At 69.3% G+C, this 26953-nt stretch carries 26 protein-coding genes; 18 read left to right on the forward strand and 8 right to left on the reverse strand.

From position 1 onward, the window contains the following. Positions 1–5: 5 nt before the first annotated feature. The 5 genes from lgt (at position 6) to FV242_RS12510 (ending at position 5235) form a co-directional block, all read left to right on the forward strand. Positions 6–911, forward strand: coding sequence for a prolipoprotein diacylglyceryl transferase (gene lgt, locus FV242_RS12485; protein WP_147908112.1), 906 nt, complete (start codon positions 6–8; stop codon positions 909–911). Then, positions 908–1978 carry a class I SAM-dependent methyltransferase gene (locus FV242_RS12490; protein ID WP_147939154.1) on the forward strand — a complete coding sequence of 357 codons (1071 nt, stop codon included), beginning with the start codon at positions 908–910 and terminating at the stop codon, positions 1976–1978. Before lgt ends, FV242_RS12490 begins: the two co-directional genes overlap by 4 nt. Positions 1979–2355: 377 nt before the next feature. Further along, positions 2356–3126, forward strand: a complete 771-nt coding sequence (pgeF, locus tag FV242_RS12500; RefSeq protein WP_147939175.1) for a peptidoglycan editing factor PgeF — start codon at positions 2356–2358, stop codon at positions 3124–3126. A 291-nt stretch (positions 3127–3417) separates the two neighbouring features. Beyond that, positions 3418–4257, forward strand: coding sequence for an outer membrane protein (locus tag FV242_RS12505; protein WP_147939155.1), 840 nt, complete (start codon positions 3418–3420; stop codon positions 4255–4257). 210 nt (positions 4258–4467) lie between these two features. Beyond that, positions 4468–5235 carry a DUF2076 domain-containing protein gene (locus FV242_RS12510; protein WP_147939156.1) on the forward strand — a complete coding sequence of 256 codons (768 nt, stop codon included), beginning with the start codon at positions 4468–4470 and terminating at the stop codon, positions 5233–5235. A gap of 348 nt (positions 5236–5583) precedes the next feature. Here the strand turns inward: FV242_RS12510 and FV242_RS12515 are convergent, their stop codons facing one another. Beyond that, a complete protein-coding gene (locus FV242_RS12515; RefSeq protein WP_246692687.1) occupies positions 5584–5856 on the reverse strand; it encodes a hypothetical protein in 273 nt (90 codons plus the stop codon). A 111-nt stretch (positions 5857–5967) separates the two neighbouring features. Then, on the reverse strand, positions 5968–6246 hold the full coding sequence (locus FV242_RS12520; RefSeq protein WP_246692688.1) for a hypothetical protein: 279 nt from the start codon (positions 6244–6246) through the stop codon (positions 5968–5970). Between the two features lie 145 nt (positions 6247–6391). Here FV242_RS12520 and FV242_RS12525 point away from each other — a divergent pair, with 145 nt between their 5' ends. From FV242_RS12525 to FV242_RS12540, 4 genes are all read left to right on the forward strand, one after another. Further along, positions 6392–6613, forward strand: coding sequence for a hypothetical protein (locus tag FV242_RS12525; RefSeq protein WP_147939158.1), 222 nt, complete (start codon positions 6392–6394; stop codon positions 6611–6613). Between the two features lie 15 nt (positions 6614–6628). Continuing rightward, the gene (locus tag FV242_RS12530) at positions 6629–7117 is read left to right on the forward strand and encodes a CinA family protein (RefSeq protein WP_147939159.1); all 489 of its coding nucleotides are present in this window, start codon (positions 6629–6631) and stop codon (positions 7115–7117) included. Between the two features lie 85 nt (positions 7118–7202). Continuing rightward, positions 7203–7967 (forward strand): histidine phosphatase family protein, encoded by a 765-nt coding sequence (locus tag FV242_RS12535; RefSeq protein ID WP_147939160.1) that lies wholly within the window; start codon positions 7203–7205, stop codon positions 7965–7967. A 38-nt stretch (positions 7968–8005) separates the two neighbouring features. Next, a complete protein-coding gene (locus tag FV242_RS12540; RefSeq protein WP_147939161.1) occupies positions 8006–8890 on the forward strand; it encodes an NAD(P)H-hydrate dehydratase in 885 nt (294 codons plus the stop codon). A 64-nt stretch (positions 8891–8954) separates the two neighbouring features. Here FV242_RS12540 and FV242_RS12545 read toward each other — a convergent pair whose 3' ends face one another. From FV242_RS12545 to FV242_RS12560, 4 genes are all read right to left on the reverse strand, one after another. Then, positions 8955–10706: an ABC transporter ATP-binding protein gene (locus FV242_RS12545; protein ID WP_147939162.1), complete on the reverse strand. Its 1752-nt coding sequence runs from the start codon at positions 10704–10706 to the stop codon at positions 8955–8957. Positions 10707–10716: 10 nt separating this feature from the next. Further along, positions 10717–11424, reverse strand: a complete 708-nt coding sequence (gene fhuF / locus FV242_RS12550) for a siderophore-iron reductase FhuF (RefSeq protein ID WP_147939163.1) — start codon at positions 11422–11424, stop codon at positions 10717–10719. Continuing rightward, positions 11421–12680, reverse strand: a complete 1260-nt coding sequence (locus tag FV242_RS12555) for an MFS transporter (protein ID WP_147909817.1) — start codon at positions 12678–12680, stop codon at positions 11421–11423. The genes fhuF and FV242_RS12555 overlap by 4 nt, the downstream gene beginning before the upstream one ends. 200 nt (positions 12681–12880) lie before the next feature. Then, complete coding sequence (locus FV242_RS12560) at positions 12881–13519, reverse strand: TetR/AcrR family transcriptional regulator (protein ID WP_147909828.1); 639 nt, start codon at positions 13517–13519, stop codon at positions 12881–12883. 137 nt (positions 13520–13656) lie between these two features. Between FV242_RS12560 and FV242_RS12565 the strand changes: the two genes are divergently transcribed. The 9 genes from FV242_RS12565 (at position 13657) to lpxB (ending at position 25388) form a co-directional block, all read left to right on the forward strand. After that, positions 13657–14898: an HlyD family secretion protein gene (locus tag FV242_RS12565; RefSeq protein ID WP_147939164.1), complete on the forward strand. Its 1242-nt coding sequence runs from the start codon at positions 13657–13659 to the stop codon at positions 14896–14898. An 8-nt stretch (positions 14899–14906) separates the two neighbouring features. Continuing rightward, positions 14907–16490 (forward strand): DHA2 family efflux MFS transporter permease subunit, encoded by a 1584-nt coding sequence (locus tag FV242_RS12570; RefSeq protein WP_147939165.1) that lies wholly within the window; start codon positions 14907–14909, stop codon positions 16488–16490. A 173-nt stretch (positions 16491–16663) separates the two neighbouring features. Beyond that, positions 16664–17818, forward strand: coding sequence for an RIP metalloprotease (locus FV242_RS12575; protein WP_147939166.1), 1155 nt, complete (start codon positions 16664–16666; stop codon positions 17816–17818). A 407-nt stretch (positions 17819–18225) separates the two neighbouring features. Then, entirely contained in the window at positions 18226–20796 is a 2571-nt protein-coding gene (bamA, locus tag FV242_RS12580; RefSeq protein WP_147909821.1) for an outer membrane protein assembly factor BamA, read from the forward strand. A 50-nt stretch (positions 20797–20846) separates the two neighbouring features. Further along, positions 20847–21917, forward strand: coding sequence for a UDP-3-O-(3-hydroxymyristoyl)glucosamine N-acyltransferase (lpxD, locus tag FV242_RS12585; RefSeq protein ID WP_147939167.1), 1071 nt, complete (start codon positions 20847–20849; stop codon positions 21915–21917). Between the two features lie 121 nt (positions 21918–22038). Next, complete coding sequence (fabZ, locus tag FV242_RS12590) at positions 22039–22515, forward strand: 3-hydroxyacyl-ACP dehydratase FabZ (RefSeq protein ID WP_147909823.1); 477 nt, start codon at positions 22039–22041, stop codon at positions 22513–22515. Then, complete coding sequence (gene lpxA / locus FV242_RS12595) at positions 22512–23330, forward strand: acyl-ACP--UDP-N-acetylglucosamine O-acyltransferase (protein ID WP_147939168.1); 819 nt, start codon at positions 22512–22514, stop codon at positions 23328–23330. Before fabZ ends, lpxA begins: the two co-directional genes overlap by 4 nt. A gap of 10 nt (positions 23331–23340) precedes the next feature. Continuing rightward, a complete protein-coding gene (locus tag FV242_RS12600; protein WP_147939169.1) occupies positions 23341–24204 on the forward strand; it encodes an LpxI family protein in 864 nt (287 codons plus the stop codon). After that, a complete protein-coding gene (gene lpxB / locus FV242_RS12605; RefSeq protein WP_147939170.1) occupies positions 24201–25388 on the forward strand; it encodes a lipid-A-disaccharide synthase in 1188 nt (395 codons plus the stop codon). The genes FV242_RS12600 and lpxB overlap by 4 nt, the downstream gene beginning before the upstream one ends. Positions 25389–25482: 94 nt before the next feature. Here the strand turns inward: lpxB and FV242_RS12610 are convergent, their stop codons facing one another. Then, on the reverse strand, positions 25483–26145 hold the full coding sequence (locus FV242_RS12610; protein ID WP_147939171.1) for a peptidase inhibitor family I36 protein: 663 nt from the start codon (positions 26143–26145) through the stop codon (positions 25483–25485). A gap of 98 nt (positions 26146–26243) precedes the next feature. Then, positions 26244–26876 carry a 2OG-Fe(II) oxygenase gene (locus FV242_RS12615; RefSeq protein WP_147939172.1) on the reverse strand — a complete coding sequence of 211 codons (633 nt, stop codon included), beginning with the start codon at positions 26874–26876 and terminating at the stop codon, positions 26244–26246. Positions 26877–26953: the final 77 nt, after the last annotated feature.

The raw sequence follows: 26953 nt of genomic DNA on the forward strand, positions 1-26953 counted from the left end.
GACCGATGCCGTTCCTCGCACTGCCCTTTCCGGCCATCGATCCGGTGGCGCTCGCGATCGGGCCGATCACGATCAAATGGTACGCGCTTGCCTACATCGCCGGCCTGATCGGCGGGTGGTACTACGCGCGCCGCCTCGTGATGGCCGACAGCCTGTGGGGTGTGGTCAAACGCCCGCAGGTGGTCGACATCGACGACTTGGTCGTCTGGGTCGCGCTCGGCGTCGTGCTGGGGGGGCGGATCGGCTACGTGCTGTTCTACAATCTGCCGATGTACCTCGCCGACCCGATGGAGATCCTGGCGATCCGCAACGGCGGCATGTCGTTCCACGGTGGCTTCCTGGGCGCGATCCTGGCCTTCCTGCTGTTCGCTCGAGCCAAGAAGCTCAACGGCTACACCCTTCTCGACATCGGCGCCGTGGTCGTGCCGATCGGCCTGTTCTTCGGGCGGATCGCGAACTTCGTGAACGGCGAGCTGTGGGGCCGCGTCGCGCCCGACTTCGCTTACGCGATCGTGTTCCCCACCGGCGGGCCGCTTCCGCGCCATCCGAGCCAGCTCTACGAGGCGGCAACCGAAGGGCTGCTGCTGTTCATTGTCATGGCGTTGAGCGTCCGCCGGTTCGGCTTCCGCAAGCCCGGTCTGCTCGGCGGGATATTCGTGTTCGGCTACGCCCTGGCCCGGACGATCTGCGAGTTCTTCCGCGAGCCGGACCGGCAGCTCGGCTTCCTGTTCGGCGACCATCTCGGGCCGATGGGCGGCGGCGTGACCATGGGCATGCTGCTCTGCGTGCCGATGATGATCGTCGGCCTCACCTACATCGTTCTGGCGGCGACAGGGCGGACCCGTCCGCGCAACGCGGTGGCGGCGTCCGACCCACGGGAGGCGGCGCGCGAGGCGCCCGCGAAGGCGTGACGCCGCTCGGAGCCGAGATCGCGGCGCTGATCCGGCACGGCGGCCCGATCGGCGTCGACCGCTACATGGCCCTGTGCCTGGGACACCCGGTCCACGGCTATTACCGCACCCGCGATCCGCTTGGGGTGCAGGGTAACTTCACCACGGCGCCCGAGATCAGCCAGATGTTCGGCGAGCTGGTCGGCGCCTGGGTGGCCTACGTTCACGGGCGAATGGGGCGGCCGGACCCGCTCATTCTGGTGGAACTCGGCCCCGGTCGCGGCACGCTGATGGCCGACGCCCTGCGAGCCCTGAGGGTGGCGGCCCCGGGCGTGCGGGTGTCGCTTCACCTGGTCGAGACCAGTCCGGTCCTGCGGGACGTGCAGGCGCGCGCCCTGGCCGGAACGGATCCCACTTGGCACGCAGGCCTGGAGACTCTGCCCGAGGGTCCGGCGATTTTCATCGCCAACGAGTTCTTCGACTGCCTGCCGGTCTGCCAGTTCGAGCGCCGGCCGAGCGGTTGGCACGAGCGGCAGGTCGGCCTTGGGCCGGAAGGCGGGCTCGTCTTCGGGCTAGCCCCCGAGCCCGCGGTGGAGATCGAGGCCCCGGGCACGGAAGGCGCTCTGCTGAGCGTCCCCGGTGCCGGGCTCGCGCTGATGCGGACGCTGGCCCGCCGGCTGCGCGCGACCGGCGGCACGCTGCTGGCGATCGATTACGGCCATGTTCGGCCGGGCTTTGGTGATACCCTCCAGGCTCTCGCGGGGCACCGCTTCGCCGACCCGCTCGCGGCACCGGGCGAGGCGGATCTCACGCATCACGTTGATTTCGCGGCCCTGGCCCGGGCCGCCCGTGCCGAGGCGGCAACGATCCTCGGTCCGGTGGAGCAGCGGGAATTCCTTCTTGCCCTCGGTCTGCTGGAGCGCGCCGAGCGGTTAAAGGCGCGCGCTACGGCAGATCAAGTGCTTACGATCGATTCGGCCGTGGAACGGCTGACGGATGCTAGCCTGACCGGCATGGGCAGCCTGTTCAAGGTCCTGGCGGTAACCGGCCAGGATCTCGGGCCGCTGCCCGGATTTCCCGAAGCCTGAGGCTTCGCGTCCGGACGGCGGCTGAGGATGTGGTCAGCCGAACGAGCCGAAACCTGCGTCGGATCCACTCGCGGCCCGCGGGGTTGGCGGTGCCGGCGGGTTCAGGTCAGACGGGTCGATGTCGCCGCGCTCGCGCACGACGGGATGCTCGGCGGTGCTGGGGCTCCGGTGTTCCGGAACCTCGGGCGCCCTGGTCTCGATCGGGGAGTCGTTCTCGGTCCGTCGTGACATTGCGATCCTTCTCGGAAGAATCCGGAACCCGGACTCATGCTGCAATGCAGCAAGAATCTGACGGTTCCACGACATCGTCAAGGGCCGGCCGTTCCGCTATCGAGCGCGGCAGCACAACCGCTAGGGAGCCGACCGTGACCGCAGGCATGTCCATCGAGGCGCCGGAACTTTCGTCGCATGCCGGTCTGCGCCATGCCTTCTTCACGCGGGCCGGCGGCGTCTCGGAGGGCGTCTACGCGTCGCTCAACGGCGGCCTCGGCTCGCACGACGCACCGGAGCATGTGGCCGAGAACCGGACCCGGATGTGCGCCCAGTTGGGCCTGGCGTCGGACCGCCTCGTGAGCCTCTACCAGGTCCATTCTGCCGTGGTCGTCACCGTGGAGGCCCCGTTCCCGGCTGCGGACCGCCCAAAAGCCGACGCCATGGTGACGCGGGTCCCGGGCCTCGCCCTGGGCATTGCCACGGCCGATTGCGGCCCGATCCTGTTCGCCGATCCCGAGAACGGGGTGGTGGGCGCCGCCCACGCCGGCTGGAAGGGTGCGTTGACAGGGGTGATCGCCACGACGGTGCAGGCCATGGAAGCCCTCGGTGCGCGTCGGCAGCAGATCGTAGCGGTGCTTGGGCCGACGATCGGGCAAGCCTCCTATGAAGTCGGCCCGGACTTCATCGCGCGCTTCCGCGCCGAGGCTCCCGGCCAGGAGCGCTTCCTGGGGGCGGCGAATCGCGATGGGCATGCGCAGTTCGATCTTCCGGGCTTCATCCTGGCAAGACTCGGCGAGGCGGAAATCGGCGAGGCCGCGATGCTCGGCCTGTGCACCTACGCGGACCCGGAGCGCTTCTACAGCTATCGCCGGACCACGCATCGCGGAGAGGCGGATTACGGGCGGCTGATCTCCGCTATCGCACTGACCCCATGATGGTATCGGACGACGCCCAACGCCAGCGTGGCCATTGCGTCCAGGGGGGTGCGACACTTTGTCAAACGAAAATCGCGCGAAAAAGCGTGGCCATAAGCGAACCTTGACCATTCGAGCGCGTTTTGACCCACGAGGTGCCGGGGAAAAACGGCGGATTGCCAGAGGGGCCGCGATGAGCGGTCGGCGATACCGCCCGCGTAAAGCAGCCCTGGAACCGCTGGACGATTGTCAGATCCGCGTTCCGTATCGGTCCCGAGAGGCCGAAGCGGAGCAACCCGTGAGGACCAGAAGATGAAATCCCTGCTTCGCGCCACCACCGCCCTCGCGGGCGTCGCTCTCGCTGGCTCGGCCTTCGCCGCCGACCTGCCGCGCCGCGCCGCCCCGCCGCCGATCTTCACCCCGGTGCCCGTGTTCACCTGGACCGGCGCCTACTTCGGTATCAATGCCGGCTACGCCTTCGACGCCAGCAGCCGCTCCAACAATTCGGTCTTCGGCATCCCGGCCCCCTACGCCGCCGTCGGCACCACCGCCACCTTCCGCGACCGCAGCCAGGACGGCTTCTCGGGCGGCGCCCAGGTCGGCTACAACTATCAGTTCACCCCGGGCTCGGGCGTGGTCGTCGGCATCGAGGCCGACGCCCAGTACCTCGACTTCGGCCGCAACCGGAACAACGCCTTCATCAGCGGCGCCGTCGCCCCGGGCTACTACGTCACCGACCCGCGCGGCCTGTCGAGCCTCGACTATTTCGGCACCGTGCGCGGCCGCCTCGGCTACGCCTTCGACCGCACCCTCGTGTACGGCACAGGCGGCTTCGCCTACGGCTCGGGCAGCGCCGACCGCTCGTTCGGCGGCTACGCCGGCAACGACAGCTTCCGCACCGGCTACGCCGTCGGCGGCGGCATCGAGTACGCGCTCCCCACCGACTCGTTCCTGAACTTCTTCCGTTCGAGCGCCGTGACGCTCAAGGTCGAAGGCCTGTACGTCAACCTGGATCGCGGCAACCGCAACCAGGGTGCCCTGGTCGTCAACGCCGCCAACCTCGTCCCGGTGGCCTACAGCGCCATCGGTCGTCGCGACGACGAGTTCGCCGTCGTCCGCGCCGGCCTGAACTACAAGTTCGGCTCGTACTAAGATCTGAGTTCGGCGCGCTCCCCGCGCCGGCCTCGTGGGAACAGGTGAGAAAGCCCGGCCGAAAGGTCGGGCTTTCTTGCGTCGGGGGCCTGCACGCGCTGAGATGAAGTTTTCGCAACCGCCCATGACAAAGCGTCACCGCACACCCATGTCCTCTGCGGCCGTGCGGCGCGTTCGAGCCCGCGGGTACGACTCGAGGAGGACGACTCCATGAATAGCGAAGAACGCGACGTCATCTCCGGTATCTTCCAGCGTCTGGAGCAGGCCCAGACCCAGCCCCGCGACGCGGAGGCCGAGCGCTTCATCGCCGACAAGCTCCGCACCCAGCCCTATGCTCCCTACGCAATGGCTCAGCTGATCTATGTGCAGGAAGAGGCGATCAAGAGCCTGAACCAGCAGCTCGAGCAGGCGCGCAGCCAGGCCGCTCCGGCTCAGTCCTCCGGTGGTGGCGGGTTCCTGTCGAGCATCTTCGGTGGCGGTGGCAACCAGCGCCAGGAGCCGCAGCCCGGCTACGGGCAGCAGCAGCGGCCTGGCGGCCAGCCCTGGGGCGGCGCGCCCCAGGGCAATCCCCAGCAGGGCTATCCCCAGCAGGGTTACCCGCAGCAGCCGGGCTACCCGCCGCAGCAGCAGGGCGGTCCGTGGGGCGGGCAGCCTCAGGCAGCTCCGGCCCGGGGCGGTGGCTTCATGGCTACCGCGCTCCCGATGGCGGCCGGCGCGGCCGGCGGCATGCTGCTCGGCAGCGCGCTGTCGAACGCCTTCGCGGGTGGGCATTCGAGCCTCGGCAGCGCCGCGGCAGCAGGCCTTGGCGGTGGCGGTGAGACGGTCGTGAACAACTACTACGGCGACGGCGGCAACCAGGATCTCGGCTCGGCCCTCGACGGCGGCGGCGGCAGCGACTTCCAGGATGCCAGCTTCAGCGATCCCTCCGGTGATTTCGGCGGCGATCTCGGCGGTGGCGACGACAGCGACTGGACCTGATCGATCCAACCAGACCGAAACGAGGCCCGGTCGCGCCCATGCGCGGCCGGGTTTTTTCTTGCCGACTTGGACGACTATGCGAGGCGGCTACAATTTCGAACGCAATGTCTACAAGGCGACACTGGCCGAAGCTTCGATGTTCAGTCGTGTCGACTTCAGCGCGCGAGCTTGAGCCGATCCGACGCGGCCGGACTTTGTATCGTGGCCGGCGTCGCTCCAGGTTCCGGTCCTGAACTCTCCCAGTGGGCGAAGGCGACGCTGGCGAGAATGAGTGCGATGGCGACCGGGAACAGGAAGCGTGACATGGGCCGGAAACCGAGGTGTGGGGCCTCGGTTCCGGCGGTGCGGCTATCGGGCCGGAGCCGTGGTGCCTGTGCCAGCTCCGACGCCCGGCCGCGCGGTGCCGGTGCCCGGCACAGTCGCCGCACCCGCCGCGCCCGTTGTGGTGCCGGTGGTCGCGGCAGGTGCGCCCTCGTTCATCTTCTGGCTGTTGCTCTTGACCGAACCGGGATTGTTCATGTTGCCGGTCGCACTGCCGCCGCCGGCGGGCTGCTGGGCGTAGGCGGTACCGGTCAGGGCGACGGCGAGCGCGGCCGCGAAGCCGTAAGTCTTGATGCGCATGTGCGTTTCCTCGGTTCGGCCCGTCTTCGGGCTCCTAAGACAACGCGGCCGGACCCGGTCTGTTCGCTGGGGATGTGACTTCACCTGAGGCGGAGCAAAGGAGCGGCGTGGTCAGCGGCTCGGCGGATCGATCCACACCCGCGGGCCCGGGACCGCGGGATGGGCCGGGGCCTCGCTTTTCCGGGCCGGCCGAATCGGGGCAGCGTCGGCCTTGGTCGCCGGCGTGATCGATCCGGTCGTCAGTGGATCGGCCCAGGACGATGCGAGTTCGGCGACCTGCAAGGGCGGCGCCGGCAAGTTGCTCTGATACCCCGCCACGATGGCAGCTAGCCCGGTGCCGACCAGGACGAGGGCCAGCCCGTCGATGATCCTATGGCCCAGTCTCGGCATATCACCCACGCGTGTTGAGGAGCCTCCTGGCTACGACCGTAGGCTTAACGAACTGTGCCCTGATCCGGCGGATCGGCACGGGCCTGCGCAACGATCCGGGTCGCCGGGCGCTTACCGCGACACGATCCGATGAGAGGCGACATCCGTGGAAGCCAGTGACCTGAAGCAGCACCCGCCCTTCCGGGTGATCACGTCTCGCGATGGCCATGAGGTCATCTCCGAGGATGTCGAGACTGAAATCGCCGCGCGGACCCGGTTCGCGTCGGCGATCGACCTGTGCAAGACCCGGGACGACGCGCATTCCCACCGCGTCACTCTGCAATCCGCCGGCGCGACGATCGCGGTCTGGCCTGAAGCCTGCGCGTGATCGAGAGAATTGGCCATGCGTGATTTGTTGCCGAGGGCCTCGAGCCTTGGGGCTCTGCTCATCGCGCGCAAGCAGACGCTGGCGGTCGCCGAGTCGTCCTCCGGGGGGCTCGTCGCGGCGGCGCTCCTGTCGGTGCCTGGCGCCAGCGCGTATTTCCTCGGTGGCGCCATCGTCTACACGGCCGAGGCCCGCGCCTGCCTGCTCGGCATCGACGCCGCTGCGATGGCCGGCCTGCGCTCGGCCTCCGAAGGCTATGCCGCACTCCTGGCCCGAACGGTCCGGGAACGGCACGGCGCGACCTGGGGTATCGCCGAGACCGGCGCCGCCGGCCCAAGCGGCAACCGCTACGGCGATGCGGCCGGGCACACCTGCCTGGCGGTCAGCGGACCGGTCACGCTGGTGTCCACGATCGAGACCGGCGGCGCGGACCGGGTCGCGAACATGCGGGCCTTCGCTGGCGGCCTCCTCGATCTGCTGGACCGGGTTCTCACGGAGGAGCGCTGACCGGCGCGGGGCGTCGGCGGGCCGGAACGGGCCTGTCGGCCCGACGTTCCGCCTTGTCGAACCGGCCTCGCTCCAGGAGATCCACGTGCCTCAGAGATACCCGCTTAAGTTGTGGGTCGTGCGCCATGGCGAAAGCTCCGGGAACGTCGCCCGCGACGCAGCCCAGGCTGCGGGCGCCGCGCGCATCGACATTCCGGAGCGCGACGTGGACGTGCCGCTCAGTGCGCTCGGCCATTCTCAGGCGGAGGCTCTGGGGCGCTGGTTCGCCAGCCTCCCCGACGACGAGCGCCCGAACCTCGTCCTCGCCTCGCCGTACCGGCGCGCGGTCGAGACGGCCGAGGGGATCCGCAGGGCGGGCGGCGTCGCATCGGCGACGCCGCGGCTCCTCGTGGACGAGCGGCTGCGCGAGAAAGAGTTCGGCATCCTCGACCGGCTGACGCGGATCGGGATCGAGAGACACCATCCCGAGCAGGCCGAACTGCGCCGCGATCTCGGCAAGTTCTACCATCGCCCGCCGGGCGGCGAGAGCTGGTGCAACGTGATCCTGCGCTTGCGCAGCGCCCTGGACACGGTCGGCCTGCACCATGATGGGCGCCGGATCCTCCTGGTCGCCCACCAAGTGGTTGTGCTGTGTCTGCGCTACCTGTTGGAGGAGATGACCGAGGCCGAGATCCTGGCGATCGACGCCCGGGGGGACGTGCCGAATTGCGGCGTGACCGAGTATGCATTCTCGGCCTCCGCGGCACCCGGCGGCGGGCTTGTGCAGATCCGCTACAACTTCGTTGCACCCCTTGAGGCGGAAGGCACTCCCGTTACCTCCGAACCCGGTGCCGACGCGACTGCGACGTAACTCGTGCACGGCGGCAGCCTGAGCGCCCGGGGGAAACCATGAGCACCGTCACGCCGGTCACCGAGCACATCCTCCGCAGCATGGCCCCGCCCGAGCCGGACGGCGACAGCAAGGACGGACGTGGCCGCGTCCTCATTGTGGCCGGATGTACGGGCCTGCCCGGCGCGGTGCTGCTGGCGGCCCATGCGGCACTCCGGGTCGGCGCCGGAAAGCTGCAACTTGCGGTCTGCCAGGACCTGGCGATCCCGATCGGGATCGCGGTGCCGGAGGCGCTGGTCGTCGGGCTCAAGCAGACCGAGGACGGTGGCATCGACCGATCCTGCGCCGAGGCGCTCGCGAAGCGGGCGGCCCGCGTCGATGCGGTTTTGGTCGGACCCGGCATGTCCGAGGATGCCCACGCAGAGGGCGTCACCGAGGCTCTGGTCCGCGGAGCCGCCGAGGCCGCGCTCGTCCTCGATGCCAGCGCCCTTGCCGCGTTGCGTGCCGTCCCCGACCTGACGCGGAGACTGACCAAGCCGGCAATCATCACCCCGCATGCCGGCGAGATGGCGCAACTCCTCGATGAGGATCGTGCGGCGATCGAGGCGGATCCATTGGCAGCGGCCCGACGCGCGACCGAGCGCTTTGGCACGGTCACGGTCATGAAGGGTGGCCGAACCCATGTGGTCGCCCCGGATGGCCGCGCCTGGTGCTACGAAGTCGGCCATGTCGGGTTAGCCACGTCGGGCTCCGGCGACACGCTCGCGGGCCTCGTCGTCGGCCTGCTGGCCCGCGGTGCCGAGCCGGAGGCGGCCGCCCTTTGGAGTGTGTACGCCCACGGCGAGGCCGGGCGCCGGCTCGCGCGCCGCTACGGCGGCATCGGGTTCATGGCTCGCGAGATCCCGGGGGAGATCCCTTGCATCCTAGCCGAGGTCATGACGTAGCGGTTTGCCGACGGCACCGGACCGGAGCGTTCGCAACGGCAGAGGATGGCGTCGACGCTGCGCCTCACTCCGCCGCAGTCGCGGAAAATTCGCCTTCCGGAGACGAACCGAACTGTGCCGCGTGCAGGCGGCGATAGACGCCGTCGGCATCGAGCAATGCCGCGTGCCGCCCCTGCTCGACGATGCCGTCCTCACCCAGGACCACGATGCGGTCGGCGTCGCGGATCGTCGCCAGCCGATGGGCGATGACCAGGGTCGTGCGGCCCTGTGCGAGGTCGGCCAGGGCCTGCTGGATCTCGCGCTCGGTCTGCGTGTCGAGGGTCGAGGTCGCTTCGTCGAGGATCAGGATGGGCGGATTCTTGAGGAACACCCGCGCGATGGCGATGCGCTGCTTCTGCCCCCCGGACAGCCGCACCCCGCGCTCGCCCACCACCGTGTCCAGCCCGGTGGGCAGGCTGTCGATCAGCGCGCCGAGCCGGGCGCGGCGGGCCGCCTGGTCGATCTCGGCCTCGGTGGCGTCGAGGCGTCCGTAGGCGATGTTCTCGCGGATCGTGCCGGCGAACAGGAACACGTCCTGCTGAACGATGCCGATCTGCCGCCGGAGGGAGGCGAGGGTGAGGGCGCGCACGTCGATGCCGTCCAAAGTCACCCGCCCCGCCGCGACTTCGTAGAAGCGCGGCAGCAACGCGCAGAGCGTCGTCTTGCCGACGCCCGACGGGCCGACGAAGGCGATTGTCTCCCCCGCGGCGATGGCCATGTCGAGCCCGGCGAAGATCGGGCGGCTCGCGTCGTAGCCGAAGCTCACGCCCTCGAAGCGGATGTCACCGCGCAGGGTCCCCGCATCGATGGCGTCCGGCCGGTCGACGATATCGGGTTCGGTGGCCAGCAGGTCCTGGTAGCGGCGAAAGCCCGCCACCCCCTTCGGATAGGTCTCGATCACCGCGCCGATCTTCTCCAGCGGGCGGTAGAAGACGCCGACCAGCAGCAGGAAGCCGACGAAGCCGCCGGCGGTCAGGTCGCCGCGGACCACGAAGGCCGCGCCGCCGAGCAGCACTGCGATCTGGACTAGGCGCAGGCCGAGATAGTTGATCGACAGGCTGGCCGCCATGAGCCGGTAGGCTTCGAGTTTGGTGTCCCGGTAGCGGGCGTTGTCGCGGGCGAACAGGGCGCGCTCGTGCTGCTCGTTGGCAAACGCCTGCACGACCCGCATGCCGCCGACATTCTCCTCGATGCGCGCATTGAAGGCGCCGACCCGGCCGTATTGCGTCTGCCAGTTCCGGGTCATGCGGCCGCCGTAGCGCAGGCTCACGAAGGCGATGACCGGCAGGATTGCACCGGTGATCAGCGCCAGGGTCGGGTGAACCCAGACCATGAGGGCGAAGGCCCCGATGAGTGTCATCACGGCGATGAACAGATCCTCGGGCCCGTGATGGGCGACCTCGCCGATCTCTTCCAGATCCTTCGTCACCCGGGCGACGAGGTGACCCGTCTTCTGCCCGTCGTAGAACCGGAAGGAGAGCTTCTGCAGGTGATCGAAAGCCCGAGCCCGCATCGTGGTCTCGATGTTGATGCCGAGCACGTGGCCCCAGTAGGTCACCACCACCATCAGGCCGGCATTGGCCACGTAGACCAGAGCGAGGCCGCAGGCCGCCAGCACGATCAGGCTCCAATCCTGCTGCGGCAGCAACCGGTCGACGAAGACCTTCACGGCGATCGGAAAGCCGAGTTCCAGCAGGCCGGACAGCACGGCGCAGCCGAAATCCGTCAGGAACAGCGTCCGGTGCGGCCTGTAATAAGCGAGGAAGGCCTTCAGCATGGCGGACGGGTCAACGCTTGGTGGCGCGTTCGAGGGGGCAGAGCGCCCCGCAGGACGGGACGCCCGGAAGGCGGTGGCGCAGGCAGCAGACTCGCCGGCGCCGGCAGCCCGACGCATCCGCGCACAGGGCCTGCGCGAGGGGGTTCCTACCGCAGGCGAGCGGACCGCGCCATCCGCGCCCGGTGGCGGCGGCCGTGCAGGCCAGTTCATCTGCGCCGCCGAGTTCTCCGGCGACGTAGTCGAGGATCACCGCGGCGTTCCCCCACAGGACCCGGGGGGCGATGCCGCATCGGGCGTGGCACATCTCGACGAACGGGCTCAGGTGCCCCTCGACCAGACCCGCCAGGCCGGACGCGCAATCCGACGACCGGCAATCCGGGGTCTCCGCCGGGACCAGGAGGCGGGCGGGCCGGCCGGCATCGTCGAGTTCGAGACGTGTCGTGTCGAAGCCCAGCGGCAGCGGGCGCCCGAGGCGGATCAGGGCGGTCAGGGCCGGTGTCGCGAGAGCTGCCAGGTAGAACTGGCTCCAGTACGAGACCAGGACGCGCCGGTCGGCGGCCCCGTATCCGGCTCCGAAGGTTGCCAGCGTCGCGTCGAACACGGCCGGCTCGCGCAGCGCGGCGACGGGAAGCGCCGTGGGACCGCCGGGCCCGACGGCGACGCCGCCCCGGTACGCCTCCAGGGAGGCCGGGACGCATGCGGCGATCTCGGCGATCATCGTGCCCCAACTCCGTCGGCCCGCAGGGTCCGATCGACCGTCACCACCAGCGCCGCCACCGCGGCGGCGTAGATCGGCAGCGCGGCTCCGAAATAGGAGGGCCACCCGATCCACTCGGCCAGAGCCGGGGCGGCGACCCGGAGCGGCATCGCCGCGAAGAATGCTGCGCCGAACAGCAGCGCATAGTCCGTGGCCGGCCTCGGCCCCTGCGCCCAGCGGTAGATCATGTTGAACACCGGCACGCCCAGGATCCCACCGCAGACGAAGTTCAGGATGGTCGCCGCGACCGCAACATCCACTGCGCCGGCGGCACAGGCGGATGCCATCACGCCGCCGGAGGCGAGGACGCCGACCGCCCCGATGGCGATCAGCCGGGCCGTGCCGAAACGTGCGGCGAGGCCGCCCGCGACAAGCGCCATGACGAGGTTGATCGCCGGCAGCACCGTGCCGGTGAGAAAGCCGACCTGCGCGAGCGGCACGCCGAGATCGAGCAGCGCCAGCGTGTTCGGCCCCGACAGGAGGTAGGCGGCGGCGAAGTAGGAGCCGAGTACCAGGATCCGCGCGCCGAGGGCGCGCAGGCGGGCGAACGACCCCGACCACCGTTCCGGCAGACCGCCGGACCCGCGGAGCCGGGCCTCCGGGTAGCCGAGGATCGGCAGGAGACAGAGGGCGTCGAGCGCGGCGCAGGCGAGAACGGCAACCCGCCATCCAAGGATATCGTAAGAGCCGACCAGGACGCCCACGCCGAGGATGCCGCCGAGGGACGCCCCGCAGAGCTTGGCCGAGGCGACGAACGCCCGTCGCTCCGCCGGGATCGTCTCAACGACCAGGGCCTCCAGGGCGATGTCCATGGTGGCGACGCAGGCGCAGGCCGCGATCGCCAGCAGGAGCAGCGCCGACACCGGCCAGTGCTCGCCGAAGCTCAGGACGCCCAGCAGCAGGACCGTCACGCCCTGTGCGGCGACGATCCATCCGACCCGGTGGTCGAGGAACGGCAGGCGGATCCGGTCGATGGCACCGGCCCACAAAAAGGTCAGGCCCACCGGCAGGTTGATGAGCTGCAACAATCCGACTTCGGCGAGATCGAGCCCCCGGACCCGCAGGATCAGCGGCGCTCCGCCGGCGAGGAATCCGAGGGTCGCCCCGAAGGTCATGTACAGGCAGAAGAACGGCGCGAGGGGGCGAACGCCCGCCAGGGACCCGCCCAGACGCAGCCCGACCTCGGCGTCGCTTGCCCGGGTCACCGGGTGCAGCATCGCATGCGCCGTCCGGCCTCGGGATCTTTGCCCCAAGCCTCATCGTGCCCCGATCGAGGTCCGTGTCGGCAGCGCCAGTTTATAATCAAACTAATTCAATATTCTTCTTTCGGTATACATGTTTAAACCGTGCGGATCGGACCCGGCAAGCCTTCGATGCTGGACAATATGCGCGCGGAGACCCGCGACATCGACCCGCCCTACCGCTCCGGCCCATACCCGGCCAGGAACACCCGGACTGCGCCGTCGACCTGATATCGGATCTCGGCCGCGCCCGCCGCATCGCCGGCCGCAAAGAGCAGCCGCGTCATCTGGCCGGCCTGGCAGAGGTGCAGGAAGTGCCTTGCCGCGAGTTCGGTGTCGGCGACGCGGAGCCGGCCGGCCCGCACCTGGGCGTCCAGATAGCTAGACAGCCGCGCCACGCCGCAGGCCGGACCGGCCTCGTAGAAGGCCTGTCCGAAGCGCGGGAATTTCTCGCAGGCGCCGATCACCATACGGACCACCGCCACGTGCTCCGGCCGACCCATCTCGGTCAGGAAGCTGGCGCCGAGTTTCGTCAGCACGGCCGGCACGTCGGGATCGTCGGCGTCCAGGGTGAACAGGGCCTCGGCCAGGCTGCTCTTCTCCCGGATGATCAGCGCCTCGAACAGATCCTCCTTGCTGTCGAAGTAGACGTAGAGCGTGCCCTTCGAGACGCCGGCCGCCCGGGCGACCTCGCCCATGCTGGCTCCGTCGAACCCCGCCGCTAGGAAGACCGTGCGCGCGCCGTCGAGGATCTGTCGCCGCTTGTCGCTTTCGATCGGTGACGATCCCCGTTCCAGCACCGCGCCCTGAATCATCACCCACTCCGCGTCCAACACGCCGTTTCCCTTGACCGAACCGTTCGGTCAATTTACCCTGAAGTGAGATTCGACGTGCGTCAAGGCACGTCCGTTGTGTTGACCGAACGGTTCGGTCATCAGGTCAGAGGCGTACGATGTCCCTACGCGAGGATGGCGACCGGTCCGGTGCGCACAGCGAGCCATCGGACGAGGAGCGTGCCGAAGGGCCCGCACCGGCGACCGTTCAGCCCCGTCCCGCCGTGATGTCCACGACGGCCCCGATCGTTCAGGAACCCGGACCGGCCAGGAAGCGCCCGCTCCGGCGCATGGTGCTTCTGGGAGTTCTGGCTGCAGCCCTGTCCGGCGGCGGCTACGAGGGCTGGCAATGGTGGAGCGTAGGGCGGTTCTTCATTTCGACCGACGACGCCTATGTGCAGGCCGATATCTCGGTCCTGGCCGCCAAGGTTTCCGGCTATCTCGAATCCGTGCCCGTGGTGAACGGCCTCTCGGTCAAGAAGGGCGACGTGATCGCCAAGCTCGACGACGGCGATTATCGCCTCGCGCTCCAGGCCGCGCAGGACAAGCTCGCCACGCAGGAGAGCACGATCGTACGGATCGGGCGGCAGGTCGAGGCCGCGCAGGCGCAGGTCGCCCAGGCCTCCGCCCAGATCGACGCGAGCCGCGCCGATGCCGTTCGCGCCCAGGCCGACTTCGCCCGGGCGACCCAGATGCAGGCGGATTACGTCGCCAAGTCGCGGATCGACCAGGCCCGCGCCGACCGGGACCGGACCGAGGCTTCCGTGAAGGGCATGGAGGCCGGGCTGCTGGCGGCCCGGGCCAACGTCGACGTGCTCCAGGCCCAGAAGCGCGAGGCGGAGCGCCTGTCGGCCGAGTTGCGCACCGCGGTCGACCGCGCCCGGCGCGACCTCGACTTCACGGTGATCCGCGCCCCGTTCGACGGCGTGGTCGGCAACAAGGCGGTCGAGGCTGGCGCCTATGTGGCGCCGGGCACCCGGGTCGCGGCCCTGGTCCCGCTCCAGAGCGTGCGCATCGACGCGAACTTCAAGGAGACGCAGGTGCAGCGCATGCGCCCGGGCCAGCCGGTGATCGTGACGGTGGACGCCTACCCCGATCGCGAGATCCACGGGGTGGTCGAATCGTTCTCGCCGGCCTCCGGTTCGGTGTTCAGCCTGCTGCCGCCGGACAATGCCACCGGCAACTTCACCAAGATCGTCCAGCGCCTGCCCGTGCGGGTGCGCGTGCCCGATGAGATCTCCCGCGAGGGGCTGCTGCGGCCCGGCCTCTCGGCCGAGGTGCGGGTCGATACCCGGACCGGCACCGACCGCTCGGTCCTCGACCAGGCCGCGAACCGGCGGTTCGACGCGGCAAGCCGCTGAGCCCGACCATGGCCGCCACCGCCGCCGCCATCCCGGCCGGAGCCCCGGCCGCCGAGCCGCCGATGGACCGCCGCCGCATGGTGGCGTTCTTCTGCATGGTGTTCGGGATGTTCATGGCGATCCTGGACATCCAGATCGTCTCGGCCTCCCTCAACGAGATCCAGGCCGGCCTTTCGGCCTCCGGGGACGAGATCCCCTGGGTCCAGACCAGCTACCTGATCGCCGAGGTCATCTCGATTCCGCTGTCGGGTACCCTGTCGCGGGTGCTCTCGACGCGCTGGATGTTCGCGATCTCGGCGGGCGGCTTCACGCTGATGAGCGTGATGTGCGCGACCTCCTCGTCGATCTCCGAGATGATCGTCTGGCGCGCCGCGCAGGGCTTCATCGGCGGCGGCATGATCCCGACCGTGTTCGCCGCCGCGTTCACGATCTTCCCACCGTCCAAGCGCACCATCGTGTCGCCGATGATCGGTCTGGTGGCGACGCTGGCGCCAACCATCGGGCCGACGATCGGCGGCTATCTCACCGACCTGATGTCCTGGCATTGGCTGTTCCTGATCAACGTCGTGCCCGGCATCGTCGTGACGGTCTCCACCTGGATCCTGATCGATTTCGATAAGCCGAACTACGACCTGCTGAAGTCGTTCGACTGGGCCGGCCTCGCGTTCATGGCGGGTTTCCTCGGCTGCCTCGAATACGTCCTCGAGGAGGGTCCGAACCACGATTGGCTGCAGGACGAGGCGGTCTTCGCCTGCGCGGTGGTCTGCGGGGTCTCGGGACTGCTGTTCTTCTGGCGTGTGTTCACGGCCAGGCAGCCGATCGTCGACCTGCGCGCCTTCTCCGACCGCAACTTCGCCAGCGGCTGCGTCGCGAGCTTCGTGCTCGGCATCGGCCTGTACGGGCTGACCTACATCTACCCGGTCTACCTCGCCCGGGTGCGCGGCTACTCGGCGCTGATGATCGGCGAGACCATGTTCGTCTCGGGCCTGTGCATGTTCGCCACGGCGCCGATCGCCGGCCGGCTGTCCGGCAAGGTCGATCCGCGGATCATGATGGGGATCGGCTTCGTGGGCTTCGCCTGCGGCACCTGGATCGTCACCGGCCTTACGAAGGACTGGGATTTCTTGGAGCTGCTGTGGCCGCAAGTGCTGCGCGGCTGCTCGCTGATGCTGTGCATGATCCCAATCAACAACATCGCGCTCGGCACCCTGCCGCCGGCCCGGATGAAGAATGCCTCCGGGCTCTACAACCTCACCCGCAACCTCGGCGGCGCGGTCGGCCTGGCTCTGATCAACACCGTGCTGAACGCCCGCTGGGACCTGCATCTCGCCCGGCTCCACGAGCGCTTCACCTGGGCCAACACCGCCGCCCTGGAGCGCCTCGACTCCATGCAGCGCGGATTCGACTCCTACGGCAGCGCGGCCCCCGGCATGGCGCTCAAGGCCATGTCCAACACGGTCCGGATCCAGGGCCTCGTCATGGCCTTCGAGGACGTGTTCCTGGCGCTGACGGTCCTGTTCCTGGCGATGGCCTGCGCTGTGCCGCTGATCCGCCGGCCCCGCGCGGCGGCTGGCGGGGGCGGGGGACACTGACGGCTTGCACTGCGTAGGCCCGAGGATATCGGGGATCGTCTGTCGCGATGTGCGCCCCGCGACCACCCGCGTCAGGCCCGGAGGATTGCGTTGGCGGTCAACCGCACCGATCTGCTAGACCGGCCGGATGGCCGGCCTGAGAAGCCGGTGCAGAGACGGCCAGGGATCGGCTTATGGACTTTCTCAACGCGATGGGCGGGACCGCCGGCGGCTTCTTCGGAGCCGTGATCCCGTTCCTGTTCGTGCTCACCGTGGTGGTCTTCGTCCACGAGATGGGCCACTTCCTGGTCGGCCGCTGGTGCGGGGTCGGCGTGCACGCCTTCTCCCTCGGCTTCGGACCGGAACTGGTCGGGTTCAACGACCGGCGTGGCACCCGCTGGAAGCTCTGCGCCATCCCGCTCGGCGGCTACGTCAAGTTCCACGGTGACGCCAACGGCGCCAGCATGCCGGATCCGGAGACGATCGCCCGGATGTCCCCGCACGAGCAGGCGATCAGCTTCCCGACCCAGCCCGTGGCCAAGCGCGCCGCGATCGTCGCCGCCGGACCCGTGGCGAATTTCATCTTGGCGATCCTGCTCTTTGCCGGAGCGATCTGGCTGGCCGGGCGCTACGAGCTGCCCGCCCGGGTCTCCTCCGTGGAACCCGGCAGCGTCGCAGCCCAGGCCGGCTTCCAGCCCGGCGACGTGATCACTGCCATCGACGGCGAGAAGATCGGCGACTTCAACGCCATGTACCGCACCGTGACCGGCAGTGCCGGCACACCGCTGACCTTCACGGTGGAGCGGGCCGAGCAACCGATCACCATCCAGGCGACGCCCGCCACCTACGAGGAGAAGACGCCCTTCGGCCGCCACCGGATCGGCCGGCTCGGCATCCGCTCGCCGGCCGGGTCGGAGGCGCGGCTGGTCCGGTACGGAGCGCTCGATTCCCTCGATCTCGGCGTGCGCGAGACCTACTTCGTGGTGGAGCGGACCTTCTCCTACCTGAGCAAGCTCGCAACCGGACGGGAATCGGCCGATCAGCTGTCGGGTCCGATCGGCATCGCCCGGGTCTCCGGCGAGGTCGCCAAGAACGGCGGCGTCGGAGGGCTTGTCGGCCTCATCGCGCTGCTCTCGGTCTCGATTGGCCTCTTGAACCTCTTTCCGGTGCCGCTTCTCGATGGCGGGCACCTGTTGTTTTACGCCTTCGAGGTCGTCCGCGGTCGTCCGCTCAGCGAGCGCGCCCAGGAGATCGGGTTCCGGATCGGCCTCGCGCTGGTCCTGATGCTGATGCTGTTCGCTGCGTGGAACGACATCCTCAACCTCGGCGCGTCCTGGCGGAACACCTGATCCGGGGATCCCGCGCGGGCACCGGTCCGGTCTCCACCGGAATCGGTGCCCTAATCCCGCCGCGATACCGCCCGGAGACTGCCCCGAAGCCGCCCCGGGCGGTGCTTAAAACAGCGTTAATGCCAGCATTGGCGGGCGCGAAAACAGGTGTAGTCTCAGAGATTTACGGGCCATTCACCATGATTGGGGCTTTGCCCGCGTGGTCCGCCCTCCGTTAAGTGGCGCGAAGGCCACGACCCCCCAAAATCCCCTGACGATGGCCTCCCGCGCGTTTGCTTGGCAGGGGAATCCCGCTAAGAGCTACGCTTGGACCTGAAGCCACGCTTGGACCAGGGTGACAGGACGACCGGTCAACGGTCGCCTGTGACGGGCTAACCCCCGCGACCAGAACAGAAACGGGCGATTGCATGATGTCGTTGACGGGGAAGCCCCGACGTAAGTCGGTGCGGAAGACCATCGTCCTAGTCGCCGCCGGTGCGGGCCTGGTCCTGAGCGGTGCCGCTCAGGCGCAGCAGATCGTCGTCCAGGGCAACCAGCGCGTCGATGCCGACACGATCCGGTCCTACGTGACCGGGACGGCGTCCGGCTCCGCCGAGGAGGCCCGGCGCAACCTGCTCGCCAGCGGCATGTTCTCGGACGTGAAGGTCGCCCAGTCCGGCGGTCGCACGGTGGTCACCGTCCGCGAGAACAACCTGATCAACCGGGTCGTGTTCGAGGGCAACAAGAAGGTCGAGAAGGCGACGCTCGAGGGCATCGTCGAGGCCAAGGCGCGGGGCCCCTACAGCGAGGCCATCGTCAACGCCGACCTCGCCCGCATCCGCGACGTCTACAAGCGCTTCGGCCGCGGCACCGCCAAGGTCACCTACCGGACCGTGGACCTGCCGAACGGCCGGGTCGACGTGATCTACCAGGTCGACGAGGGCGACAAGACCGGCATCATCTCGATCAACTTCGTCGGCAACAACGCCTACTCGGAGCGGACCCTGAAGGGGCTGATGAGCTCCTCCGAGATGAACTTCCTGTCGTTCATCAAGACCTCCGACGTCTACGATCCGGATCGCATCACCACCGACCTGGACCAGGTGCGCCGCTACTACCTGAAGAACGGCTACGCCGACTTCCAGGTGGTCAGCGCCGACGCCCGCTACGTCGAGGCCGACAGCTCGGGCTACGTCATCACCATCACGGTCAACGAGGGTGAGCAGTACAAGGTCGGCGCTGTGGCGGTGGATTCCCGCCTGCCCGGCATCGACACCGCCAAGCTCGACAGCAACATCACCGCCGCGGTGGGCGACGTCTACAACGCCGACGACGTGGAGCGGACGCTCAACAACGTCACCCGCGAGGTCAACCGCGCCGGCTATCCGTTCGCCCAGGTCCGCCCGACCGGCCAGCGCGATCCCGCGACCCACCAGGTCTCGCTGGGCTTCGTGGTCGAGGACGGCCCGCACGTCTACGTCGAGCGCATCAACATCCGCGGCAACACCCGCACCCGCGACTACGTCATCCGCCGCGAGCTGGATATCGCCGAGGGCGATGCCTACAACCGCGTGCTGACCGATCGGGCCGAGCGGCGCCTGAACGGCCTCGGCTTCTTCAAGAAGGTCCGGTTCTCCAACGAGCCCGGCTCCGCTGCCGACCGCGTGGTCATCAACATCGATGTCGAGGATCAGCCCACGGGTTCGTTCTCGGTGGCGGGCGGCTACTCCACCCAGGACGGCATCATCGGCGAGGTCTCGGTCTCCGAGTCCAACTTCCTCGGCCGCGGCCAGTATGTCCGCCTCGCCGGCACGGGCGGCCAGTACTCGCGCGGCGTCGATTTCTCGTTCACCGAGCCGTACTTCCTCGGCTACCGGCTCGCCGCCGGCTTCGACGCCTTCTACAAGTACTCCGACCTGACCCGGTACTCGCGCTACGAGACCACGGTGTATGGCGGCCAGCTGCGCCTCGGCCTGCCGATCACCGAGGAGTTCGGCATCACCCTGCGCTACTCGCTGTACAACACCGAGCTGAAGGTCCCGAATACCCTCAAGCGGCCGTACAACGACTGCTCGACGCCGATCCCGGGCTACACCGCCACCTACGCGGGCGGCACGATCGACCCGAACAGCGGCCGCAACATCGGCGGCCAGTCGGTCTACCCGAACTGCGCGTATGACGGCGAAGCGTCGATCGCCATCAAGGGCTCGCAGGGCAATACGCTGACCTCGCTGGCCGGCCTGACGCTCGCCTACTCGACCCTCGACGTGGTCGGCGCACCGCGCAACGGCCTCTACGCCGAGCTGAAGCCCGACGTGGCCGGCCTGGGCGGCGACTCGAAGTTCTTCCGCGTCACCGCGGATGCGCGCTACTACAAGGAGCTGTTCGAAGACGTGATCGGGTTCGTCCGGTTCCAGGGCGGTCACATCAACGCCATCGACGGCAAGCCGCTGCGCGTCACCGACGAGTTCTTCCTCGGCCCGTCGCTGGTCCGCGGCTTCGCGCCGAACGGCATCGGCCCGCGCGACGTCGGCATCGCCGACGCCCGCTCCAACGCCATCGGCGGTTCCACCTATATCGGCGGTACCCTCGAAGTGCAGTTCCCGCTGCCCCTCATCCCGCGGGATCTGGGCCTGAAGGGCGCGGTCTTCGCCGATGCCGGCACGCTGTTCGGCTATAGCGGACGGCGTAACTTCAACGTGAACGGCGACGGCTTCATCAACGGCATCTCGCCCCAGACTGGGAAGTGCAACTTCTCCGCATTCAACATCGGCGTCGAGCCGGAATGTGTGAACGTCCGCGACACGGCTGCGATCCGCTCCTCGATCGGCGCGTCCATCCTGTGGAACTCGCCGCTCGGCCCGATCCGGTTCGACTACGCCTACGCCCTGACGAAGGACGAGGGCCAATCGGTCTACGTGCCGCTGCTCGGCAAGGTCGGCCATATCGGCAAGGATCAGACCCAGGCGTTCCGCTTCTCCGGCGGCTCGCGGTTCTGATAAAAGCCACACGCGCTGGCCGGATTTCTCCGGCCGGCGCGTTGCCCTGCATGTCAGATCCCGATTTCTTCGCCGCGACCGGCTTCCTCACCCTCGCCGATGTCGCCGCCGCCGCCGGTGCGTCCCTGCCCGAGGGTGCGGACCCGGAATACCGGCTCGCCGCCGCGGCCCCGCTCGAGAGCGCCGGGCCGAACGACCTCGCCTACATGGACAATGCCCGCTACGGCGACGCGCTCACTGCGACCCGCGCCGGCGCCTGCCTGGTAAGCCCGCGCTTCGCGGCGCGCTGTCCGGCCGGGACCGTTGCGCTGGTCAGCCGCGACCCGTACCGCGCCTACGCTGCCCTGCTCGGCCGCCTGCACCCGGACGCCCTGCGTCCCGGTTCTCAGTTCGGCGGCCGCAGCATCGCTCCGGGCGCCCATGTCCACCCGGAAGCGCGGCTGGAGGAGAGGGTTACTGTCGATCCCGGCGCCGTCGTCGGGCCGGGGGCGGAGATCGGGTCCGGGAGCGTCATCGGCCCGAACGCGGTGATCGGCCCCGGCGTCCGGATCGGGCGCGATTGCTCCATCGGCGCCGGCACGACCCTGAGCCACGCGTTCCTCGGCAACCGGGTTATCCTGCATCCCGGTGCCCGGCTCGGACAGGACGGTTTCGGCTTCGCCATGGGCGCCACGCACCTCAAGGTGCCGCAGATCGGCCGGGTGATCGTCCAGGACGATGTCGAGATCGGCGCCAACACCACGATCGACCGGGGCGCCTCGCGCGATACGGTGATCGGCGAGGGCACCAAGATCGATAACTTGGTCCAGATCGCCCACAACGTCGTCATCGGCCGCCATTGCGTGATCGTCTCCGGGGTCGGCATCTCGGGCTCGACCACGCTGGAGGATTACGTGGTGCTCGGCGGCCAGGTCGGCGTGGTCGGCCACCTGCGCATCGGCCGTGGCGCCCAGATCGCCGGCTCGTCCAACGTAAACCGCGACGTCCCGCCGGGCAGCCGCTGGGGCGGCACCCCGGCCAAGCCGGTGCGGGCGTGGTTCCGGGAGTTGACGACGCTGGCGCGCCTGGCCGAGCGCTCGGGCAAGGATGCGGAGAAGGATCCGCCTTCGGACGCCGTCTGATCGTAGCCCGGTGCCGGGAAACCCTTGCGCTTCCGCCGATTTCTTCCGAAGAGGGCGTCCGCCCGTCATGGCGGGCGGATATCGGTCCGCCCGATGGCGGTGACGCAAGGTACGGGATTCGATGAGCGAGGCGGCGCGCGACACCGACGAGGAGCTGGGCACAGCCGACATCCAGACGTTGCTGGAGCTGCTGCCGCACCGCTACCCGTTCCTGATGATCGACCGCATCGTCGAGATCGATCGCGACGAATCCTGCGTCGGCATCAAGAACGTCACCGCCAACGAGCCGCAATTCATGGGGCATTTCCCCGGAATGCCGGTCTTCCCAGGCGTCCTGCTGATCGAGGGCATGGCCCAGACCGCCGGCGCGATCTGCTGCCGCCACATCCGGACGGATGAGCTGCGCACCAAGCAGGTGTTCTTCATGACCATCGACAAGTGCAAGTTCCGCAAGCCGGTCACCCCCGGCGACCAGGTGCGCTTTCACATGAAGAAGATGAATCACCGCCGGACCATGTGGTGGTTCCGGGGTGAGGCCCGGGTCGACGGCGTGCTGGTGGCGGAGGCCGAGATCGGCGCCATGCTGGTGACGGAGTGAGCGACGCCTTCATCCACCCGAGCGCCGTGATCGAATCCGGCGCCGAGATCGGGGACGGCGTGCGGATCGGCCCGTTCTGCCACGTCGGCCCAGAGGTGGTGCTAGGGGAGGGGTGCGAGCTCCTCAGCCATGTGGTCCTTGCTGGCCGAACCACGATCGGCCCCCGCACCCGGATCTTCCCGTTCGCCTCCATCGGTCACCAGCCGCAGGATTTGAAATATCGGGGCGAGGCCTCGACGCTGACGGTGGGCTCCGACTGCCTGATCCGCGAGGGCGTGACCATGAACCCCGGCACCAGCGGGGGCGGCCTCGAAACTTCGGTCGGGGATCACTGCACCTTCCTGGCCAATTCCCATGTCGGGCACGATTGCCGGGTGGGCGACCACGTCATCTTCTCCAACAACGTGATGCTGGCCGGCCATTGCAGCGTCGGCGATTACGCGATCCTGGGGGGCGGCGCCGCCGTGATCCAGTTCGCGCGGGTCGGGGCGCACGCCTTCGTGGGCGGCCTCTCCGGCCTGGAGAACGACTGCATCCCGTACGGCATGGTGCTCGGCAACCGCGCCTACCTGTCCGGGCTCAACATCATCGGTCTGCAGCGCCGGGGCTTCGCTCGGGAAGACATCCACGCGCTGCGCAGGGCTTACCGGCTGCTGTTCGCGCCGGAAGGTACGCTGATGGAGCGGGTCGAGGACGTCGCCGTGACCTTCGAGTCCCACGCCGCCGTGTCCGAGATCCTTGCCTTCATCCGGGCGGGCGGGAAGCGCTCGATCTGCACGCCCCGCGAGCTTCCGGTTCCGATCGGGGCGGCCTGAGCCCTCCGCCATGGCCGATGCCGCGCCGCTGCCCGAGGGCACACTCGTCCTGATCGCCGGCGCCGGCCGGCTGCCGGAGCTGGTCGCCGAGTCGTTGAACCGGACAGACCGGCCGTTCCGGCTGATCGCGCTCCGCGGATTTACCGAGCGGTCCCTGCGCGCCCGGGCCGACGCCACCGTCGACCTCCTCGATCTCGCAGCGATCCTCAAGCTGCTGCGCCGATGGGGGCCGGCCGTGATGGTCCCGGCCGGCGGCGTGTCTCGGCCGAGCCCAGCGGCGCTCCTCAATGCCGGTGCGGCCTTGCGAAATCGCGAGACCCTGCGCGCGATCGCCGGCGGCGGCGACGACCGGCTCCTGCGCGCCGCCCTGGCGCTGGTCGAGGAGGAGGGCCACCGGGTGCTCGGCGTCCACGAGGCCGCGCCGGACCTACTCTGCCCGGTGGGCCGGCTCGGACGCCTGGGTCCCGATATGGATGCCGGCCTGTCGATCCGCACCGCGCGCGGGGTGCTCGACGCGCTCTCGCCCTACGATCTCGGGCAGGCGGTGGCGGTCTCCGGCGAGCGGGTGATCGCCGTCGAGGGGCCGGAGGGCACCGACCGCATGCTCGCCCGCGCCCGGGCGCTCGGGCGCAAGCCGTTCGGGCGGGGGCGGGCGCTGCCCGCGACCGTGCTGGTCAAGGCGCCGAAGCTCGGCCAGGACTTGCGCATCGATTTGCCGGCGATCGGCCCCCGGACCGTGCGCAACGCCGCCGCGGCCGGCTGCGTTGGCCTCGCGCTGGAAGCCGGCGGCACCCTCGTGATCGACCGGGCCGCCACTGCTGCGGAGGCCGACCGCCTCGGCCTGTTCCTGGTCGGCTACGGGACCGCGCCATGAGCGCCGCTCCCGTGTCCGCATCGAAGAAAATCTGGCTGGTGGCCGGCGAGGATTCCGGGGATCAACTCGGTGCCAAGCTGATGCGTGCGCTGCGCGCTGCGGCGCCCGGGACCGTGTTCGGCGGCGTCGGCGGCGAGGCCATGACCGAGGAGGGGTTCACCTCCCTGTTCCCCCTCGATGACGTCGCCGTCATGGGTTACCTGCCGGTGCTCGCCCGGGCTCGGACGCTGCTGCGGCGCATTCGCGAGACCGCGACCGCGGTGGTGCGGGCCCGGCCCGACGTCCTGGTGATCATCGACAGCCCGGGCTTCACCCACGCGGTCGCCCAGCGGGTCCGGAAGGCGGCGCCCGGCATCCCCATCGTCGATTACGTGTCGCCGAGTGTCTGGGCCTGGCGGCCATGGCGGGCCAAGGGCATGCGCGGCTTCATCGACCACGTGATGGCGTTGCTGCCGTTCGAGCCGGACGCGCATTTGCGCCTCGGAGGCCCGCCCTGCACCTATGTCGGCCACCCGTTGATCGAGCGGTTTCCGGACTTGCGCCCGTCCGCGACGGAGGTCCGGCGGCGGGCGGCGGTCCCCTACCGCCTCGTGGTCCTGCCGGGCTCCCGCCGGGCAGAGATCGACCGGCTGATGCCGGTGTTCGGGCGGGCGTTGGAGCTTGTCTCCCGCGTCATCGAGGTGGAGGCTGTCCTGCCGGCCGTGACCCGCCACCGGGCCCTGATCGAGCGGCTGGCTCTGAACTGGCCGGTTCCCGTTCAGGTGCTGACCGGCGAGGCGCCGAAATATGCCGCGTTCCGAGGGGCCCGGGCGGCGCTCGCGGCCTCCGGCACCGTCACGCTGGAACTGGCGCTGTCGGGCGTCCCGATGGTTGTGGCCTACAAGGTCTCACGCGCGGAGGAGTTCATTGCCCGCCGCCTGATCCAGGTGCCCAGCATCGTGCTGCCGAACCTGATCCTGGCCGACAACGCCATGCCGGAATTCGTCCAGGCCGATTGCACGCCCGAGCACTTGGCCGAGGCCCTTCTGCCGCTGCTGGCGGGCGGCCCGGAGCGCGACGCGCAGAGCGACGCGCTTGCCCGGATCGACGGAATGATGCGGCTCTCCGGCGACGACACGCCGAGCCGGGCCGCAGCGCGGATCGTTCTGAACGCCGCCGGGGAACGGACGATCGGGCTGGCCTGACGGGTGAGTTGCTCGCTCGCTTCAGGAGCAAACCCAAGTCCTGACTTGGGGCGCATCAGCCGGAGCGGTCCGACCGCGATACGAAACGCGATAATCAGCCGCCGCGCCGCCCGCAGCGCACGTAGGCCGCTGTGCCGCGCCCGCTCGACCAGGTGAGGCGGTCGCCTTCGACCACGAGCCGCACCTGCGAGGACCAGTGCCGGCCGCGGTCGCTGCATTCGGCGGCGACCACCCAGGCGTTGCCGACGCGGTGGCCGTCGTGGAAATTGCAGATGGTGCGGCCGGCCCGGGCTCGCTCCGGCGTGATGGTGGCCGGGATGTAGCCCCTGCGTCGGGAGCGTGCCGAGCAGGCATCTGCGGTTGGCCCCCAGATGCCGGCATAGTCGGGATTGGCCGGGCTCGCTTGCCTCGGGGATACCGGTGCCGCCGGGGGAACGATCGCCGCCTGCGCGCCTGGATCCGCAGGGCTCCGAACACCGGGCGAGGCCACCGGAAGCGCGGCATCCAGGCCCTGCACCGCTGGTGCGGCCTCGTCGAGCGCGTCGAGCATCACGACCCGACGGCCCTGGGGCTTCGGGGCCGGAGCGGGCCGGGTTTCGGCCGGCTGCGTCCGGAACGGCATGTCCTCGGTGAGGTAGATCGCGCTGTAGGCGAAAAGCCCGGCCCAGCCGAGAACGAGGAACGCGGGCACGACGAAGCGGCGCTTGGAGCCGGTACGGGGTTCATCACCCGGATCGGCCAGCACGACCGCACCCATCCTTACCCCCTGATCCAGGCATCCGACGCCGATTCGGTCGCCAAGATGATGGGGAAAAGGATGCCCGAACAAAGGGCTATGGGGAACTGTCGTGTCGCTCAGCGTCCGAAGATCCCTTTCAGGAACTGGGCGGTGCGGTTGCGCTTGCGCTTGCGCTCCAGTTCCGCGGCGTCCTTGAGCCAAGCGACCTGCACCACCCGGCGCTCACCCTCGAAGGGCTCGTGGCCGTGCCAGGAATTGTCGGCCCGCAGGAACGCGAACATCGTCCCCATGGTTGGGGGAACCTCCACGGCGAAGGGCGCGTAGTTGCGGCCGTCGTAGAGCACACGCAGGCGTCCGGCGGCCGGGGCGTCCCAGGCGTCGTTCATGTATACGAGCAGCGTCAGCACCTTCGACGGGCCGTCGGTGTGGATCGAACCGTATTTCAGCTGGCTCTTCCGCATGATCGTGGTCAGCCGCGGACAGGAGACGAGATCGATGCCGAACTTCTCGCCGAGGATCTCCGAGAACGCGTCGCTCTCCAGTTCGTCGATCAGCGCCTTGAACCGGCCCTTGAGGGCGACTTCATCCACCGTGAGGTAGCCGGGCTTGGCGATGTCCGGGAAGTCGCGCCGGATTGCCTCGATGGCGTCCGGGTTCAGGACGTTGGTACCAAGCGTGTACGGGTAGGGCTCGCGGGCCACCGGGGCGGCACGCACCGCGGAAACGTCGAGGATCGAGAGGGCGGACATCTGCGGGTCCCTGGTCTCCGGCGCGCGACGGCCGGCACGCCGGCGCCAGGGGCGCGTGCCGGAGGATCATCGGGGGG

It is taken from the genome of Methylobacterium sp. WL64 (assembly GCF_008039945.1).
In the GTDB taxonomy this organism is placed as follows: Bacteria; Pseudomonadota; Alphaproteobacteria; order Rhizobiales; family Beijerinckiaceae; genus Methylobacterium.